Origin of the sequence: Alcaligenes sp. GCM10023179 (genome assembly GCF_042653705.1) — a bacterium.
Classification (GTDB): Bacteria; Pseudomonadota; Gammaproteobacteria; order Burkholderiales; family Burkholderiaceae_B; genus Alcaligenes; species Alcaligenes phenolicus.
The window spans coordinates 1,337,071-1,354,258 of the sequence record NZ_JBHSIQ010000001.1; the positions used below are offsets into that span (position 1 = coordinate 1,337,071).

At 56.2% G+C, this 17,188-nt stretch carries 15 protein-coding genes and 1 tRNA gene; 10 read left to right on the forward strand and 6 right to left on the reverse strand.

The features are described from left to right. Positions 1–201 precede the first annotated feature (201 nt). From aroG to ACFPDR_RS05985, 4 genes are all read left to right on the forward strand, one after another. Positions 202–1,296: a 3-deoxy-7-phosphoheptulonate synthase AroG gene (aroG, locus tag ACFPDR_RS05970; protein ID WP_269465265.1), complete on the forward strand. Its 1,095-nt coding sequence runs from the start codon at positions 202–204 to the stop codon at positions 1,294–1,296. 26 nt (positions 1,297–1,322) lie between these two features. Then, positions 1,323–2,744, forward strand: coding sequence for an FAD-binding oxidoreductase (locus ACFPDR_RS05975; RefSeq protein WP_060186901.1), 1,422 nt, complete (start codon positions 1,323–1,325; stop codon positions 2,742–2,744). Positions 2,745–2,960: 216 nt separating this feature from the next. Next, entirely contained in the window at positions 2,961–4,076 is a 1,116-nt protein-coding gene (gene mnmA, locus ACFPDR_RS05980; protein ID WP_009456210.1) for a tRNA 2-thiouridine(34) synthase MnmA, read from the forward strand. A 9-nt stretch (positions 4,077–4,085) separates the two neighbouring features. After that, the gene (locus ACFPDR_RS05985) at positions 4,086–4,898 is read left to right on the forward strand and encodes a sulfite exporter TauE/SafE family protein (RefSeq protein WP_009456212.1); all 813 of its coding nucleotides are present in this window, start codon (positions 4,086–4,088) and stop codon (positions 4,896–4,898) included. Here the strand turns inward: ACFPDR_RS05985 and ACFPDR_RS05990 are convergent. Beyond that, the gene (locus ACFPDR_RS05990) at positions 4,885–5,979 is read right to left on the reverse strand and encodes an alpha/beta hydrolase (RefSeq protein WP_376910820.1); all 1,095 of its coding nucleotides are present in this window, start codon (positions 5,977–5,979) and stop codon (positions 4,885–4,887) included. The genes ACFPDR_RS05985 and ACFPDR_RS05990 overlap by 14 nt on opposite strands. A gap of 83 nt (positions 5,980–6,062) precedes the next feature. Here ACFPDR_RS05990 and ACFPDR_RS05995 point away from each other — a divergent pair, with 83 nt between their 5' ends. Next, on the forward strand, positions 6,063–6,908 hold the full coding sequence (locus tag ACFPDR_RS05995; protein ID WP_376910822.1) for a helix-turn-helix domain-containing protein: 846 nt from the start codon (positions 6,063–6,065) through the stop codon (positions 6,906–6,908). A gap of 59 nt (positions 6,909–6,967) precedes the next feature. Here ACFPDR_RS05995 and ACFPDR_RS06000 read toward each other — a convergent pair whose 3' ends face one another. Next, complete coding sequence (locus tag ACFPDR_RS06000) at positions 6,968–7,579, reverse strand: glutathione S-transferase family protein (protein WP_009456225.1); 612 nt, start codon at positions 7,577–7,579, stop codon at positions 6,968–6,970. A gap of 235 nt (positions 7,580–7,814) precedes the next feature. Between ACFPDR_RS06000 and purB the strand changes: the two genes are divergently transcribed. Further along, complete coding sequence (gene purB, locus ACFPDR_RS06005) at positions 7,815–9,191, forward strand: adenylosuccinate lyase (protein ID WP_009456227.1); 1,377 nt, start codon at positions 7,815–7,817, stop codon at positions 9,189–9,191. A 98-nt stretch (positions 9,192–9,289) separates the two neighbouring features. Beyond that, positions 9,290–9,742, forward strand: coding sequence for a c-type cytochrome (locus tag ACFPDR_RS06010; protein WP_083053307.1), 453 nt, complete (start codon positions 9,290–9,292; stop codon positions 9,740–9,742). 118 nt (positions 9,743–9,860) lie between these two features. Here ACFPDR_RS06010 and ACFPDR_RS06015 read toward each other — a convergent pair whose 3' ends face one another. Together ACFPDR_RS06015 and glnK are read right to left on the reverse strand one after the other, a co-directional pair. Next, entirely contained in the window at positions 9,861–11,102 is a 1,242-nt protein-coding gene (locus ACFPDR_RS06015; RefSeq protein WP_083053308.1) for an ammonium transporter, read from the reverse strand. 14 nt (positions 11,103–11,116) lie between these two features. Further along, complete coding sequence (gene glnK, locus ACFPDR_RS06020) at positions 11,117–11,455, reverse strand: P-II family nitrogen regulator (protein WP_009456229.1); 339 nt, start codon at positions 11,453–11,455, stop codon at positions 11,117–11,119. Between the two features lie 1,469 nt (positions 11,456–12,924). Between glnK and ACFPDR_RS06025 the strand changes: the two genes are divergently transcribed. The 3 genes from ACFPDR_RS06025 (at position 12,925) to ACFPDR_RS06035 (ending at position 15,709) form a co-directional block, all read left to right on the forward strand. After that, positions 12,925–13,401, forward strand: coding sequence for a MarR family winged helix-turn-helix transcriptional regulator (locus ACFPDR_RS06025; protein ID WP_009456231.1), 477 nt, complete (start codon positions 12,925–12,927; stop codon positions 13,399–13,401). Between the two features lie 88 nt (positions 13,402–13,489). Further along, entirely contained in the window at positions 13,490–14,368 is an 879-nt protein-coding gene (locus tag ACFPDR_RS06030; protein ID WP_115633888.1) for a TauD/TfdA dioxygenase family protein, read from the forward strand. A 36-nt stretch (positions 14,369–14,404) separates the two neighbouring features. Further along, positions 14,405–15,709, forward strand: coding sequence for an MFS transporter (locus ACFPDR_RS06035; RefSeq protein WP_376910827.1), 1,305 nt, complete (start codon positions 14,405–14,407; stop codon positions 15,707–15,709). A 316-nt stretch (positions 15,710–16,025) separates the two neighbouring features. On the opposite strand, the gene ACFPDR_RS06040 is transcribed toward ACFPDR_RS06035, so the two are convergent. Together ACFPDR_RS06040 and ACFPDR_RS06045 are read right to left on the reverse strand one after the other, a co-directional pair. Beyond that, positions 16,026–16,101, reverse strand: a tRNA-Lys gene (locus tag ACFPDR_RS06040). Positions 16,102–16,176: 75 nt separating this feature from the next. Next, the gene (locus ACFPDR_RS06045; protein ID WP_060186892.1) at positions 16,177–17,028 is read right to left on the reverse strand and encodes a neutral zinc metallopeptidase; all 852 of its coding nucleotides are present in this window, start codon (positions 17,026–17,028) and stop codon (positions 16,177–16,179) included. Positions 17,029–17,188: the final 160 nt, after the last annotated feature.

The following is a 17,188-nucleotide window of genomic DNA, read 5'->3' on the forward strand; positions in this document are numbered from 1 at the left end:
AACTGTGTTAGGATTTTTCCCATGACTTTCGCAACCCCCGTTTTCTTCTTTTATTTTTATGCTTTTCCGATGCCGCTGGTGGAGGAAAGGACGGGTTGCACCAAACACAAGTAAGACCTAAATCCTGAAATAAGCCGCCAGCATAGACCGGGCGGCTTTTTTTTCGTTTGCCCCCGGACCTGGCAAACCAACTGGAGTTCAATCGTGTCGCACAATACTGATGATTTACGGATTCGTGAAATTAAGGAGCTGTCTCCCCCATCCCATGTGATGCGCGAGTTCCCGTGTACCTCTGCTGTATCGACGACGGTTCACAAGGCCCGCCGCAGCATTCACAAGATCCTTCACGAACGCGATGATCGTCTGGTGGTCGTGGTGGGTCCTTGTTCCATCCACGATACCGAAGCCGCCATGGACTACGCGCGTCGCCTGACGGTCGAGCGCAAGCGCTTTGCCCCCGAGCTGGAAATTGTGATGCGCGTGTACTTCGAAAAGCCACGTACCACCGTGGGCTGGAAAGGGCTGATCAACGACCCCTTCATGGATGGCAGCTTCAACATCAATCAGGGTTTGCGTACGGCGCGTGAATTGCTGCTGGCCGTCAACCAGCTGGATTTGCCCGCTGGCTGCGAGTTCCTGGACATGATTACTCCCCAGTACATTGCTGATCTGGTTTCCTGGGGTGCCATTGGTGCTCGTACGACAGAGAGCCAGGTTCACCGTGAACTGTCCTCCGGATTGTCCTGCCCCGTCGGCTTCAAGAATGGCACGGATGGCAATATCCGTATTGCTCTGGACGCGATCAAGGCCGCTTCCCAGCCGCACCATTTCCTGTCGGTCACCAAGGGCGGTCACTCCGCCATTGTGTCCACCGTGGGCAATAACGATTGCCACGTGATTCTGCGCGGTGGCAAGACGCCGAACTACGACGCTGAAAACGTTGAGGCAACCAGCCAGGCCATGATCAAGGCCGGCATGGTGCCGCGTGTGATGGTCGATGCCAGCCACGCCAACAGTAATAAAGACTACCGCCGTCAGCCCGAAGTGCTGGCCGATGTTGCTGGTCAGATCTCGGGCGGCGATATGCGTATCTGCGGCGTGATGATCGAAAGTCATCTGGTAGGCGGCCGTCAGGACGTGGTGGAAGGCAAGCCTTTGACCTACGGCCAAAGCATTACCGACGGTTGCATCGATTGGGATGACACGGTGGTGGTTCTGGAAAAACTGGCTGAAGCGGTGCGTCAGCGTCGTCAGGCGCGAGTCGCTCTTGAAGAGGGGGCACTTAGCCACTCATAATAGGGTTTTGCCTTTTTGGAATGCTCATGAATGCTCCCGGTCATGCCGACCTAGCGCGGCGCCCTTTACCTGAAGGTTTTGTAGAAGCCTTGCAGGCTCAGTTCCAAGAGCGTTGCTCGCTTTCTCACGCTGTGCGTGAACACCATGGACGGGATGAATCGCCGTATCCACCCATGCTGCCTGATGTGGTTGTTTTTGCTCGCAGCACAGAAGAAGTGGCCTGGGTGGCACGTCATTGTCATGAACACCATGTGCCCCTGATTCCTTACGGGGCTGGTTCCTCGCTGGAAGGGCATTTTCTGGCGATTCAAGGTGGCGTCAGCCTGGACTTGTCCGGCATGGATGAGATCGTGGCGATTAATGCCGAAGATTTCACCGCCACAGTGCAAGCTGGCGTGACACGCATGGCCTTGAACGAGCACATCCGTGATACGGGCTTGTTTTTCCCCATCGACCCCGGTGCGGATGCCAGCCTGGGCGGGATGGCCGCAACGCGTGCGTCGGGTACCAATGCCGTGCGTTACGGCACCATGCGCGAAAACGTCCTGACTTTAAAGGTTGTGACGGCAGATGGCCGCATTATTGATACGGCTAACCGTGCCAAGAAATCCTCTGCCGGTTACGACCTGACCCGCTTGTTCATCGGTAGCGAAGGCACGCTGGGCATCATTACCGAAGTGACGGTGCGTCTGTACCCGCAGCCCGAAGCCATTTCGGCGGCTATCTGTAATTTCCCCGATCTGCGCTCTGCCGTGCAAAGCGTGATCGAGGTCATTCAAATGGGTATCCCGATTGCGCGTGTCGAATTCATGGATACGGCCGCCGTACGTGCCACCAATGCCTACAGCAAGCTGACGCTGAAAGAGTCGCCCTTGCTGCTGTTTGAATTCCACGGCAGCCCCAGCGGTGTGCAGGAGCAGGCTCAGGTGGTTCAGGAAATCACCCGTGATAACGGCGGCATGGATTTTGAGTGGGCCGATAAGGCCGAGGATCGTTCCCGCTTGTGGACGGCGCGACACAATGCCTACTTTGCCGGTTTGCAACTGCGTCCCGGCTGCCGCTCCAGCACCACGGACGTTTGTGTTCCCATTTCCGCTTTGGCAGAGTGTGTGGCAGAAACTGCGGCCGATATGGATCAGGCTCCGTTCCCGTACACCATCGTGGGTCACGTGGGCGATGGCAACTTCCACGTCCTGATGCTGCTGGACGCCGATAGTCAGGAAGAGTGGGACGAGTCCGAGCGCTTGAACCATCGTCTGGTAGAGCGTGCCATTGCCATGCAGGGCACCTGCACCGGCGAACACGGTGTGGGCTTGCACAAGATGGAGTTCATGCTGGCCGAGCACGGTCAGGATGCACTGGATGTAATGAGCAGCATCAAGCAGGCGCTGGATCCTCGCAACATCATGAATCCCGGCAAGATGTTGCCCCCGCGTCCTCTGGACTGATCGCGCTTGAGCCACACTTGAGCCGCCCTGAAAGCCCGGACCGCGTGTTCGGGCTTTTTATTTGTGTCCTGGGCAGCACAGTTTTCCAGAAACCCCAAGCACTGGCGATGTCTGCCTGTACATGCGTCAGCGCAGGCGTACAATGCCTTTTTTAGTTAGTCAGGTGCGTGCCAGACCATCGGTCTGCTTGCTGCGGCACCTCTCATCATCACTGCAATGACTATTTCCACCAAAAAAGGTCGCGTCGTTATCGGAATGTCCGGCGGCGTGGACTCCTCTGTCTCGGCCTGGCTGCTTAAAGAGCAAGGCTATGAAGTCGTGGGCCTGTTCATGAAGAACTGGGAAGACGACGATGACTCCGAATTTTGCTCTTCGCGCCAGGATTGGCTGGACGCGGCCAGCGTGGCCGATCTGGTCGGGGTCGAGATCGAGGCGGTCAACTTCGCTGCGGAATATAAGGACCGCGTGTTTGCGGAGTTCTTGCGGGAATATTCGGCAGGTCGCACCCCGAATCCCGATGTTCTGTGCAATGCGGAAATCAAATTCAAGGCCTTTCTGGATCACGCCATGACCTTGGGCGCCGACTGGATTGCCACCGGCCATTACGCCCGTGTGCGTGGCGTGCCCATGGCCGGGGGCGGCACCGACTATCAATTGTTGAAAGGTCTGGATGCTTCCAAGGATCAAAGTTATTTTCTGCACCGCCTGAACCAGGCGCAGCTGTCGCGCACCTTGTTCCCCTTGGGCGAGATCAACAAGCAGGAAGTACGCCGTATTGCCGAGGAACTGAAGCTGCCCAATGCGGCTAAAAAAGACTCGACCGGCATTTGCTTTATTGGTGAGCGTCCTTTCCGCGAGTTCCTGAATCGCTATCTGCCCACTCAACCCGGTCCTATCAAAACACCGGAAGGCCAGGTATTGGGTCAGCACGTGGGTCTGGCTTTCCACACCTATGGTCAGCGCAAGGGTTTGGGCATTGGTGGTGTCAAGGGCAAGCAGCGCGAAGACGGTACCGCCGACGCCTGGTATGCCGCCCGCAAGGATCTGGCCACGAACACGCTGTATGTGGTGCAAGGGCACGATCACCCCTGGCTGTTGCAGTCTGAATTGAAGGCCGAGCAGACCAGTTGGGTAGCAGGCCATCCGCCAGCGCTGGGCCCGATCCATGCCAAGACCCGTTATCGCCAGGCCGATGCGGCCTGCACGATCCTGGCTGCCGAAGGCGACAGCCTGTCTCTTCATTTTGATCAGCCCCAATGGGCCGTAACGCCGGGCCAATCCGTGGTCCTGTACGACGGTGACCGCTGCCTGGGCGGCGGCATTATTCAATAAGAGGCGGGCATGGATCCCATTCTTGTCATCAGTTTGCTGGTGCTGGGTGCCGGTATTGGTTTGGCCGCCGGGCTGCTGGGGATTGGCGGAGGCATGATTCTGGTGCCGTTCCTGACTTTCCTGCTACCGCTGTTTGGTGTGCCGCAAGAGCTGGCCGTGCATGCTTCCATTGCCACGGCCATGGCCACGATTCTGTTCACCTCCTTGTCCAGTGTGAGGGCGCACCATAAACATGGTGCCATTCGCTGGGATGTGGTCAAGGTCATGGTGCCCGGCCTGATCCTGGGCGGGCTGCTGTCGGGCGGCGCGATTTTTGCCATGATCAACAGCACGGCGCTGGCGATTGTGTTCGGTGTGTTCGTCCTGTATTCGGCCTCCAAAATGGCACGCAAGTCGGCCCCGGTGCAAGGCCGCTCTTTGCCAGCCCCATTCTGGATTGCTGCCATGGGAGCCTTGATCGGTTTCGTGTCCGGTCTGCTGGGGGCGGGTGGAGCCTTCTTGTCTGTCCCCTTCATGCTGCGCGGCAATGTGCCTGTGCGGCAGGCCGTCGCTACCTCGGCCGCCTTGGGCTTTTTCATTGCTCTGGCCAATAGCGTGGGTTATATCTGGTCCGGGCAGGCCACCTTTGGCAGCCACCCCGGCATGATTGGTTTTATCTACTGGCCGGCCTTGTTGATTGTTTCGGCCACCAGTATTTGTACCGCCCCCCTGGGGGCCAGTCTGGCCCACAAGATCGATCAGGTGACGCTCAAGCGCATCTTTGCTGGCATGTTGACTGTGCTGGCGATCTACATGATTACGCAGGCCATCACACAGGCTTGATGTTTTCTGGCTGGACTTTGCCATACGCACAGTCCAGCCCATTCAGCTCGGTTTCTTCTGCCGGCTCAAAAACTCCCCCAGCTGTCCAGTGAATTGCTGTCCGTAGCGCAGTCATTGCCTGCTCGCTTTGCGGCAGTGTGCTGCCGTAAGCATGAAATTCGTGCGTCATATCCGGCCAGACATCCAGCCGTATATTGGCCCCTTGCTTGTGCGCCTCTCGGGCAAAATCCCGGATCATGTCGACCAGAATTTCCTTGCCGCCTGCCTGAATGTAGATGGGGGCCAGATAGCGCAGATCCTGTGCAATGGGCGAGAGCCGATCATCACTCCAGGGGCCGTTGCCCTTTAGCCATTGACCGTATCGCAGCGTTTGATAGCCCTGCACCATATCGTAGCGATCATGACCAAACTGGCTGGCGCCGCGTCGTCCTATATCCGTCCAGGGGCTTAGTGCCAAGGCCAGAGAAGGTTGGGGCAGTCCCGCTTGACGCAGGCCGACCAAGCTCATCAGCACCAGGTGTCCGCCTGCCGAGTCGCCTGCCAGGACAATATCCTGGGCGGGGATTCCACGTCCAAGCAGATAGCGGTAGGCGTCTAGCGCATCTTCCTGTTGGGCCGGGTGAGGGTGCTCCGGGGTCAGGCGGTAGTCCACGGCGAAGATGGGTATTTGCAGCTTGTAGGCCAGCAGACGAATGAAGTGGCGCGACACGATTGGGTAGAAAGCATAGCCGCCGCCATGAAAGTACAAGATGGTTTTGCTGCTGTTCGGGCGATCTGGAATGAACCAGTCACCCCGTGGTTCTGGGGACGTGCTGGCCTGCATCTGGACGGGCAAGTCCGGTTCGGCAATCGTGTACAAGCTGTCGAAATAGGCGCGGCCTTCAGCTATGGTTGGCAAGCGGAAGGCGTGGTTGAACTGCTTGCGATAGAACAGGGTGGCGATTTCAAAAGGCACGGACCAGCCGGGCACTAGCGGTTTGGCGATGATACGTCGAGCCAGTACGTCTATGGTGGTGGCCCAGAGGGCGAGGGCGCTTCGGCAACGATGAGACCAGGAACCTTGCAAGATAGTTTTGGGCATAAAAGGGCGGGGCTGAAGTAGGATAAAAGGACTTTCAGTGTGGCCCGGCTTGCCTGGGCCGGATAGAACGGAAACGACCTCCCATGTCTGCTTTGCCTTGTGCCCGTTTGCATCACCCCAGCCGAAAAACGGCGTCCATTATCCATATGGGCGTGGAGCGTGATACCCGTGCTCTGCATCTGCTGCCGCAGCAACGTCTGAACTGTTATCCGGCTTCGCCCCTGGTGGTGTTGTCCTGGGTTTTCCATGGCCAGCTGCACATGGTGCAGACGCCCGTGGATGGAGGGAGTCCGGTACTGTCAGAGCCCCTGCCCGGCATGCTGTTTGCCGGGCCTTCGCGCACACCTTCCATTAGCTGGTCTCCGGGGCCTGTCCATGCGATTTCGATTGGACTGTACCCGGATGTCTTGAAACGTGTGTTTGGTATCGAGGCCAGCGACTTTCTGGATCAGGTACTGCCCATGGATCAGGTCTTGCCCGCTGCCAGCTGTCAGACACTTGGACAAGCTGGCACAGAAGAAGCCCCTTTATTCGAACAACTGGAGGCGGCAATTCATCGTTGTGCTCATGGCTGTCTGGCGACAGAAGGTGCTGCCACCTTGCATCATTGGTTGACGGCATTGGGGATGAGGATGGCAGCAACACGCACGGGAACGGGCTTGCGTCAGATGCAAAGGCAATTCAAGCGTTGGGCCGGGCAGAGCCAGCGTGAGCTGCAGCTGTATGTGCGTGCCGAGCGTGCTTTTGCCTTGGTGCAGCAGCAGGAAAATCCGGTGTGGTCTGATGTGGCGTTGCAAGCCGGGTATAGCGACCAGTCTCATTTTGGCAGAGAGGTTAAACGGGTTTCGGGCTTTTCACCTGCCCAGTTCGCCCAGCGCATGAAGTCTGATGAGGCCTTCTGGATGTACCGATTGCTGGGCGAGGCCTGAACCAGCAGGCATAAAAAAACCCATTCAAAAGAATGGGCCCTGGCTTGCTGGCGCAACGCTCACTGCGTAGGCGGTAAGGTGCTGGCAAACGAGGGGCGCGCTTGGAGTTTTTCATCCAGGCGTTGCAGATTGCCGTACTGCGAGCGCCAGTCCAGTTCAGGAAAGCGCAGATCCAGATAACCCAGTGCGCAGCCTACGGCAATGTCGGCCAGGCTAAAGCTGGTGCCCATGCAAAAGGACTGGTCACCCAAGGTGTTGTTCATGGATTGCAGGGCGGCGGTAATCTTGCTGTTTTGGCGGTCAATCCAGGCGGGTAGACGCAGCTCTTGGGGACGGCGTTTTTCCACCACGATGGCAACGCAGGCATCAAGCAAGCCATCGGCAATGGCTTCCCAGCATTTGACTGCAGCGCGATCACGTCCGGCTTGGGGAATCAGGCGGCCGACGGGCGAGAGGGTATCCAGATACTCGACGATCACGCGGGAGTCAAACAGATTTGCCTGATCATCCATAATCAGACAGGGGACTTTGCCCAGTGGATTGTGCTTCAGAATATCGCTGTCATCGGCCCACACATCCTCCAGAATCAGCTCGTAGTCGAGCTTTTTTTCCGCCATGACAACACGCACTTTGCGCGCGTATGGGCTGGTGAGGGAAGCTAGAAGTTTCATAAAAAGCTATCAAAAGTTGCAGGCTCAAAAAGTATAGCAGGAACCTATGGGCGAACGTCCCGCAGGCCGGGCCTGAACCTGTCGCTGGAAACAATGTTGGAAAACTGTGGTTTATTCGTCAAAGCCTCGAACAGCCGTCGCATTCTGACCCCATGCTGAACGCGTGGCATACGGGTGCCAGCCTGCAATGTTAGAATGCGGGCTGACTTTATTCCCCCTTCTTTTCTGTAGAACGATGCACATAGCCGATACCCTGAGCACTCTGAATGCCTTGTCGCCATTGGACGGGCGTTATGGCAGCCGTACCGCCCCCTTGCGTGGCCTGTTGTCCGAAGCCGCATTTATGTGGCATCGCGTAGAGGTCGAAGTGGCCTGGTTGATCGGCCTGTCCGACGCGGGTCTGCCCGAACTGCCTACTTTCTCCGCCGAAGCTCGCGAGGTACTCAAGAGCCTGGTGCAGAACTTCTCGGAAGACGATGCCGCCCGCATCAAAGCCATCGAGCGCACCACCAACCACGACGTGAAAGCCGTGGAATACTGGTTGAAAGAAAAAGTGGCCGACCACGCTGAGCTGTCCGCTGCGGCTGAGTTCATCCATTTTTCCTGCACCTCTGAAGACATCAACAACACCTCGCATGCGCTGATGCTGACGCGCGCTCGTGAACAAGTAATCTTGCCGCAACTGCAAGAAGTGTGCGATGCCATCAAGGCTCAGGCCCGCTTGCACGCCGAGCAGCCCTTGCTCTCGCGCACCCACGGTCAGCCAGCCAGCCCCAGCACCATGGGCAAGGAATTTGCCAACGTGGCCGCTCGCCTGCAAAACGCCATTGCGGCCATTGCTGCGGTCCAGCCTCTGGCCAAAATGAATGGTGCCACCGGCAACTACAACGCTCACTTCTCGGCTTACCCCGAAATTGATTGGCCAGCCTTCAGCCAGAAAGTGCTGGCTGGCCTGGGTCTGACGCAAAACGTCTACACCATTCAGATCGAACCCCACGACTGGATGGCCGCTCTGTTTGACGCCATCGCCCGCGCCAACACCATCTTGCTGGACTTCAACCGTGACGTCTGGGGCTACATCTCCCTGGGTTACTTCAAGCAGCGCCTCAAAGAAGGCGAGATCGGTTCGTCCACCATGCCGCACAAGGTCAACCCGATTGACTTTGAAAACTCGGAAGGCAACCTGGGCCTGGCCAACGCCATGCTGCGTCACCTGTCCGAAAAGCTGCCTATCTCCCGTTGGCAGCGTGACCTGACCGACTCGACCGTGCTGCGTAACCTGGGCGTGGCTCTGGGTTACAGCGTGGTGGCTTACGACGCCTGCCTGCGTGGTCTGGGCAAACTGGAACTGAACGCCGCTGCTGTCGATGCGGACATCGACGCATGCTGGGAAATCCTGGCCGAGCCGGTTCAAACGGTGATGCGCCGCTACGGTTTGCCCCAGCCTTACGAGCAACTCAAAGCCCTGACACGTGGTCGTGGTATTACTCAGGAAGCGTTGCGCGAGTTTATTGGCGGTCTGGAACTGCCCGCCGACGCTAAAACCTATTTGCTTGAGCTAACTCCACGCAGCTATCTGGGCGTGGCAGTAAAGTTGGCCCAGGCGATCTAAATCCAAACGGCTGTGTTCTTGCACAAGGGCACAGCCGGCCGGGTTTCTTGAGCCAGTGCTTTATGAAGTGTTTTATGTTTCATCACACAGGAGTTCACATGAAAAAATTCGCGTTTCTGACTGCCGCTGCCGCCTTGTGCGCTGCGTTTGTCACGCCTGCTACCGCCCAGTTTGCTAAGCCAGAACAGGCCGTGAACTACCGTCAAGCCAGCATGTCGCTGATTGGCTCGCACTTTGGTCGTATGGCTCCCGTGGCCAAAAAAGAAGCACCGTATGATGCGGCTGCAATCGCTAAAAACGTAGAAGTGCTGACGGTTTTGGCGGCTTTGCCTTGGGGCGCATTTGGCGCTGGTACCGAAGGCGGCGAGACCAAAGCTGAGGCCTGGAGCGATGCTCAGGGTTTCAAGCAAGCTACCGATGATTTCACCGCTGCCATCGACAAGCTGAAAGTGGCTTCCGATTCGGGCGACTTTGATGCCTTCCGCGTGGCTTTCGGTAATGTGGGCAAGTCCTGTAAGACTTGTCACGACGCTTACCGTAAAGAAAAATAAGCAACTGGTTTGCTTATAAAAAAAGCCCTCGAAAGAGGGCTTTTCTTTTAGGCCTGTGCCTGTGTTTGAAGGGAGCAGTTTGCCTGCAGGCAAGATTGGCAAGAATCATGATGGGATCTCAGTGTTGATAACCCGTTTCACCGTGGGTACGGATATCCAGACCTTCGCGCTCGTGGTCAGCATCGACACGTAAACCGCCGCAGACTAGCTTGGCAATGGTGAAGGCAATCCAGGCAGCCACACCGGACCAGACCAGCGTAACCAGCACGCCTTCGAGCTGAATCCACAACTGCATCCAGATACTGTTACCAGCGGCAGTACCAGGACCACCCAGAACAGGTGCGTTGAACAGACCTGTGAGCAAAGCGCCCACAATCCCGCCCAAACCGTGAATGCCAAAAACGTCCAGCGTATCGTCGGCGCGTAACCAGCGCTTCAGAACATTCACACCCCACAAGCACGCCAGGGAGGTAATCAGGCCAATGGCCAGTGCGCCGGAAGGAGCCACAAAACCGGCTGCCGGAGTAATGCCGACCAAACCTGCGATCGCACCTGAGCAGGCACCCAGCAAGGAAGGATGACCTTTGCTGATCCATTCACCCAAAGTCCAGGCCACAACGCCGATGGCGGCTGCCAGCATAGTGTTGAAGAATGCCAGCGTGGCATTTTCATTGGCCGACAAAGCCGAGCCTGCGTTGAAACCGAACCAGCCTACCCACAGCAGAGCAGCACCAATAAAGGTCAGGGGCAGGTTATGAGGTGGCATGGCTTCACGACGGTAGTTCAGTCTGGGGCCAATCATCCAGGCACCGACCAGACCGGCAATACCGGCGTTGATATGCACCACCGTGCCACCGGCAAAGTCCAGCGCGCCACGGGAGTTGAGCAAGCCGCCGTTCTGTTCATCGGCAAACCAGACCATATGGCAAATGGGCAGATAGGCCAAAGTGAACCAGATCACGGTAAAGACCAGGATGGCGGACAGGCGGGTACGTTCTGCCAGACTACCGACAACCAGAGCGCAAGTCAGACCGGCAAAGGTGGCCTGAAAAGACGCAAACAGCAGTTCAGGCAAGGTGCCCGACATGGAGAACTGTTGGTCAGCAGCGGTGAACATGCCGTTGAACAAGACCTTGTCGAAACTGCCAATCAAGGGATTGCCAGCGGTAAAGGCCAGTGAGTAGCCATAGATAAACCACAGCACCACCCCCAGACTGAACACCAGCAAGGTCTGGGATAACATGGACAAGGCATTTTTTTGACGCACCATCCCTGAGTAAAACAGGGCCAGGCCCGGCGCGGCCATCATCAGTACCAGAAGCGTGGAGACCAGCATCCACGATAGATCAGCGTTGTTCATGATGGAGTCTCCGATTACAGGGCTTGCTCATCGCATTCGCCGGTGCGGATGCGGATGACATGGTCCAGCGGCTGGACAAAGATCTTGCCGTCACCAATACGTCCGGTGCGGGCACTGCTTTGAATGGCCTCCAGAACGCTTTGCAACTGCTCGTCGGGAATAGCCAGTTCAATGCGGATCTTGGGCAGGAAGTCGACTGCATATTCCGCACCGCGGTAAAGCTCGGTGTGGCCTTTCTGGCGACCAAATCCCTTGACCTCGGTAAGCGTCATCCCCTGTATGCCCAGATCGGAAAGGGCCTCGCGTATCTCGTCAACCTTGAAGGGTTTGACGATGGCGGTAATCAATTTCATAGGTGTTCCTGAAGTAAACACAGGCAAGCTGGCCTTGCGGATGCAAAGGAACACCGAGAGGGGTAGGAGACGGTTGAGAGGGGGCCGACCGGGATGGGTAATCCTGGTGGATGGCTTGAGTGCAACCGGGCAACGCCGGTTTGAGCGACTCTCCGGCTGTCAGCAGGGTGTGCGACAGCGCGAACGCAAGTGGTAGGCAAGCGGACCTGTGTTGTAGGTTGAAGAGCAACACAATTCCGGCAAGGCGAGTAAGCTAGCTAGGCACGTGACCCCGGTCTTGCCTAGTCGGTGGGCAGCGAGATAACAGCAGCGCTCTGTGACGCCTGTCTCCGCTCATCTCACCACCGCAGGAACAACGACTATGGAAAAATAATATATGTTGCGGCGCAACAAGTGCGCATTTTTTTTTAATAGTCTTAACTTTGCAACATTCGGTTCAGAAAAATGACCGGCTGCAGAGTAGGCAAAACAGACCTGTTCGTGCTGGAATTGCTGTGTCTGAATGGCAGGCAGGGCACCAGGAGGATCCACAGGGCAGCCCGCATGTCAGCGCTGCCCGTGTATCGATAGAGCTAGTTCTGCGACTAGCAAGGATCAAGAGAGCAGCTCAGGACCATTGTGCTTTCTGGTTTTTTTTGCTGTCTGTGCTCTGAGTGGGGAAAGTAAGCGGTACATGCCGCCGGTTAAATGCCTGCAGGCCTCCTTGCCATAATTTGAATCCCAGGCAGGCGTCCCATTTGTCGCGTTGGTATAGCCAATGGGTGTGACAAACAGTGCAGTGATACAGACTTTCGGTGCTTGGTTCGTCAGTGTCATCTACTCGTCTGATGGGTTTGAGGTAAGGATGTCGTTGAGCGTTGGGTTGCGATAGTGGAAGGGTTTGGCACATGATGCACATGGTGCCTCGGTCTAGCTGGGCCATACAATGCTCCTCAAATAATTTTGTGGTTGATGTAATAGCGTTTGCAAACTGGCTTGCCAATTAGCGTAGGGTGATGGTTTGTAATAAATATCACCACGATTCACTGTACTGCAGAAAATGTGACAGCCGTTTCAGGCCGCATCTCAATGTAATGACATGCGACCTGCGTATGGCGAGCAAGTGTTCAAATTCCTGCAAATACCAGCGTCAAAAGCTCTGGCCTTTGACTATTTTTTGGATGGCGGCTCATTGCCAGGAATCTTTTTAGGGTCCGGCTCGGGGTTGGGCGTTTTGCCGGGAGGAGTGGTGTCGGGCGCTTTGGTGGGATCAATGGCAATTAGCATGAACATCTCCTGACTGAAGTGATCTTCCAGCGTATCGGATTTAGGGCGCAGCTAAAGTAAACAACTATGACTGCAGGGCAGGCCGCTCTTGTTTTTTCTTGTTGCATCGAAAAGAAGCTGGGTAGCCAATCGGCGAAGCCATTGCCTGGCGATGCTATGATCAAACTCCTTACAGAAAGCGGACTAGCGCCTTGGGAAGCGAGTTGGAAAAAACCACCCTGGACCTGGAGAATTTTCTCCCTTATCAAGTCACGATATTGGCCTCGCATATTGCGGTGACCTTTGCGCGTCAGCATGCACAGCAATTTGGTTTGTCCATTCCAGAGTGGCGCATCATTGCGACCCTGGGACGCTATGGCACCCTGACCTCGGGCAGTTTGACCGAGCGCACCAGCATGGACAAGGCCAAGGTCAGCCGTGCCGTTTCTCGCCTGACAGCCGCTCAGTTAATTGCTCGTCGCGATAATGAAAACGATATGCGCAGCAATCTGCTGTGTCTGACCGAGCAGGGCCAGCAAGTGCACGATCGCATTGTGCCCATCGCTCTGGGTCTGGAGCAGGAGCTGACGTCCGTGCTTAGCCAGGAAGAGCTCAGCTCCTTTAAAGAGATGATGACGCGCCTGGAGAACCGTATGGTCCAGCGCTTTGGCAGCGATTTCAGCGGCGACGCACATATTTGAAGTCTCAAGGGTAATCACCGAGTTGTGCTGGATATTTCTCACGCTAATATTGTTTCGTTTGAAACGAAACAATATTCAGGAGAGGATCATGACGCAGGTCGTAGACAGCCCAATCGCAGCCAGCCGCTTGGAAACCACAATCATGTCGCCCGCTATCGGTGTCGAGGTAGCGGGTGTCGATTTGACTCAGCCCCTGGAGGATACGCAGGTACAGGAGCTGCGCGCCTTGTTGTTGAAGCATCAATTGCTGGTGTTTCGCGACCAGCCTTTGAATGCGGCACAGCATGTTGCATTTGCCCGTTGCTTTGGTGAGCTGGAAGTGCACCCGGTTTTTCCACACGATCCGGACTATCCCGAGCTGGTGCTGCTGGGGGGCAATAACACGCAGCCGGGGCGTGAGAATATCTACCATAGCGATGTCAGCTGGCGGGCCGAACCTTCCATGGGTTCCATTCTGCGTTGCATTGAATGTCCACCCGCCGGGGGCGATACGATCTGGTGCAATATGGCACTGGCCTATGAGAACTTGCCGCCTCACATCAAAGATATTTTGCACGAGCTGGAAGCCGTACACGATTTATTGCCCGGTTTCATAGACCGTATCCCCGAGGAAGACAGAGCTGCGTTGCGAGATCGTTTTCCAGCGCAGACTCACCCTGTGGTGCGCACTCATCCAGAAACTGGCCAGCGGATTTTGTATGTCAGCAGCTGGACTACCCATCTGGCCAATTACATCGAAACCGGCTTTTTCCGTGGCATGCCCGAGCTGCAAAGCGGCGCTCATTTCCTGCTGCAGTATTTGGTGGATCAGGCCCGTCACCCGGAGTATCAGGTGCGCTTGAAATGGCAGCCTCACACCATTGCGTTTTGGGACAACCGGGCCACTCAGCATTATGCCGTTCAGGACTATTTTCCTTTGCCCCGCAAAATGGCCCGAGCCACCATTATTGGTGACCGTCCTTATTGATCGTATCGCTGCACTTTTGACAAGTTGGGGGGAGACATGGAAAACCAGAAAAAGTATTTCCCAGGACAGCGCTACGTCGTGGTGTTCTTGTTGTTTTTGTTCATGGTGATCAACTTTGCCGATAAGGCGATATTTGGTCTGGTCGCTGTGCCGTTGATGGAGGAGCTGGCCATCGGGCCACAGCAGTTTGGCACCATTGCAGGCAGCTTTTTCTTCCTGTTTGCGATCTCGGGCATTGTGGTGGGTTTTGTGTCCAATACGGTGTCCTCGCGTTTGCTGCTGGTGGGGCTGGTCATTATCTGGTCTGTAGCCCAGGTTCCGATCGCTATGGGAGCCAGCACGATTATTGCCTTGATGGCTTGTCGCATTTTGCTGGGAGTAGGGGAAGGGCCTGCCTATCCCCTGGCCTTGCATGCTTGCTACAAGTGGTTCCCGGATCAGGAGCGTACCTGGCCTACGGCCATTGTGATGCAGGGTGGGCAGGTGGGCATGCTGCTGGCTGGCCCCTTGGTGGGGTATTTGACCATCAGCCACGGCTGGCGCTCGGTGTTTTGGGTGACAGCGGCAGCGGGGCTGATGTGGCTGGTGGTATGGGCCTTGCTGGGCAAGGATGGTCCCATCAGTGCGAATCCGGCGCCCGCCGTTGGCAAGAGCAAGCCGCAGTCTCGCTGTTCGTACCGTGATGTGCTTTTGAATCGTAGTTTCATCGGCAACCTGCTGATGTACTGGGTAGCGTACTGGTGTGCTGCACTGGTCTTTACCTGGTTACCCGCTTATTTGCAACGCGGTCTGAACTTCTCGTCGGACACGGCTGGATGGCTATTTTCCCTGTGTATTTTTGTGGCAATCCCGATTGTGTCGGGCGGCTCTTACCTGTCCAACCGCTTCTTGCGTCAGGGGTATTCGTCCCGAGTGGCACGCAGTCTGGTCACGGTAGGTTTCTTGTTGGCAGGGGCCTTGTGCCTGCTGGCGGCCGCTTACTTGAAGCCGGGTCCAACAGCGGGGATTGTGCTGATCGCCTTGGGCTTGAGTTTCCCCCAGGTCGGTTTTGTGCTTTGTTCGGCAATCTCAGCGCAAATCAGCCCAATCGAAAAGCGAGGTTCTACATTGGCCATCACCAATTCCTTGTCCACAACAGCGGGTCTGGTTGCACCGATTGTGATGGGAAGACTGATTCAGGCCGAGCCAGGTCTTGCCGGTTTTCACCAGGCTTTTGCCTTGACGGCCGTACTTTTGCTGCTGGGAGCCGTGCTGGGTTTTGTCTTGGTGGATCCCTCCCGCACACTGTCGCAGATTCAGGCAAAGGCAGGAAGTCCTGTGAGTGGTTCGGCTTCTGTTTAAGGCAGGGTGTTGAAGAACGCAGAGTGGCACTGCTTACCGTGTTTTTCTATACACTTGCCTGGATGGACAGTATGGAGATTCAGGAAAAGATGATGGCAAGTGTGACGGGTTTCATGCGGGCCGCTTCATGACCGAATTACAGAAGGGGTGCCACGACTATTGACCGTGTGCAGTATTGTCACCCAAGCCCTGCCACTCAAAAATTGGCAGGGCCCTTGAGCTTCTCAGGGATAGTGTTCAGACGCAAAAAAGCCCGCTGCAGTAGCGGGCTGATTTACGGTGTTACGGCATGGTGTGCCGTAAGCAGCAGGACATGTGGTGGGTCGTGACAGACTCGAACTGTCGACCAATGGATTAAGAGTCCAGTGCTCTACCAACTGAGCTAACGACCCCCGTTTCCTGCGAAGAAAAAGATTATAGAACGGAAATTATCTAGCGCAAGACGCGGTTACATAATTTTACGTTTATCAGGAGACCGGGTCAGGACGGGTGAAGGTGTCGCACATTTTCAGCTGTCCGGTTTTATAGCCTTCCATGAACCAGGCCATGCGTTGTTGCGAGCTGCCGTGGGTAAAGGAATCGGGGACCACATAGCCTTGCGATTGCTTTTGCAAGGTGTCATCGCCTACGGCTTGAGCGGCATCCAGGGCCGAGCGAATATCGCCTGGTTCCAGAATCTGGCGTTGCGCGTCAGCGTGGTTTGCCCAAATACCGGCATAGCAATCAGCCTGAAGCTCCAGGCGTACGGAGGCTTGACGAGCCTGGGAGGCTGAGCCGCTGCGACGGGCCTCATCGACACGACGCATCATGCCTAACTGGTTCTGAACGTGGTGGCCCACTTCATGCGCAATCACATAGGCAGGGGCAAAGTCGCCCTTGACGCCCATCTTTTGCTCCATCTCGGTGAAAAAGCCCAAGTCTATATAAAGCTTTTGATCGGCAGGGCAGTAAAACGGCCCCATGGCAGATTGACCCGCCCCGCAGGCGGTCGGGGTAGCGCCCCGGTACAGCACCAGCACGGGATCGCGGTAGCTGCCATTGGTTTGCTTGGCAAAAACATCACGCCAGACATCCTCGGTTTCGCCCAGGATCTTGGCAATGGTTTGGCCCTGTGCATCCGAGGCTGCAACGGGTTGAGACTGAGGGGCGCTGGTAGGGCCGTCGGCCAGGTTCAGCACCACACTGGGATCCACCCCAAAGTACATGGCCACCAGGGCCAGCACGATTGTCCCCAAGCCGATCTTGCCGCCGCTCAATCGTGGCCCATTGGCACGGCGGTCCTCGACATTACGGCTGGAGCGAGACTTATCCAGACGCATCACGCTCTCCTTGAATTGGAAAACGTCAATGTACTCTGATTTCCGTGGATAGAGCAGGGGCATTTTCGATTCTTGTCATCGGAAAACGGGTAGGGGGCGTTAATTACCCCACCATGACAAGTCATTGAATTGCTTGGCTTAATGTGACTTGTCCAAAGGC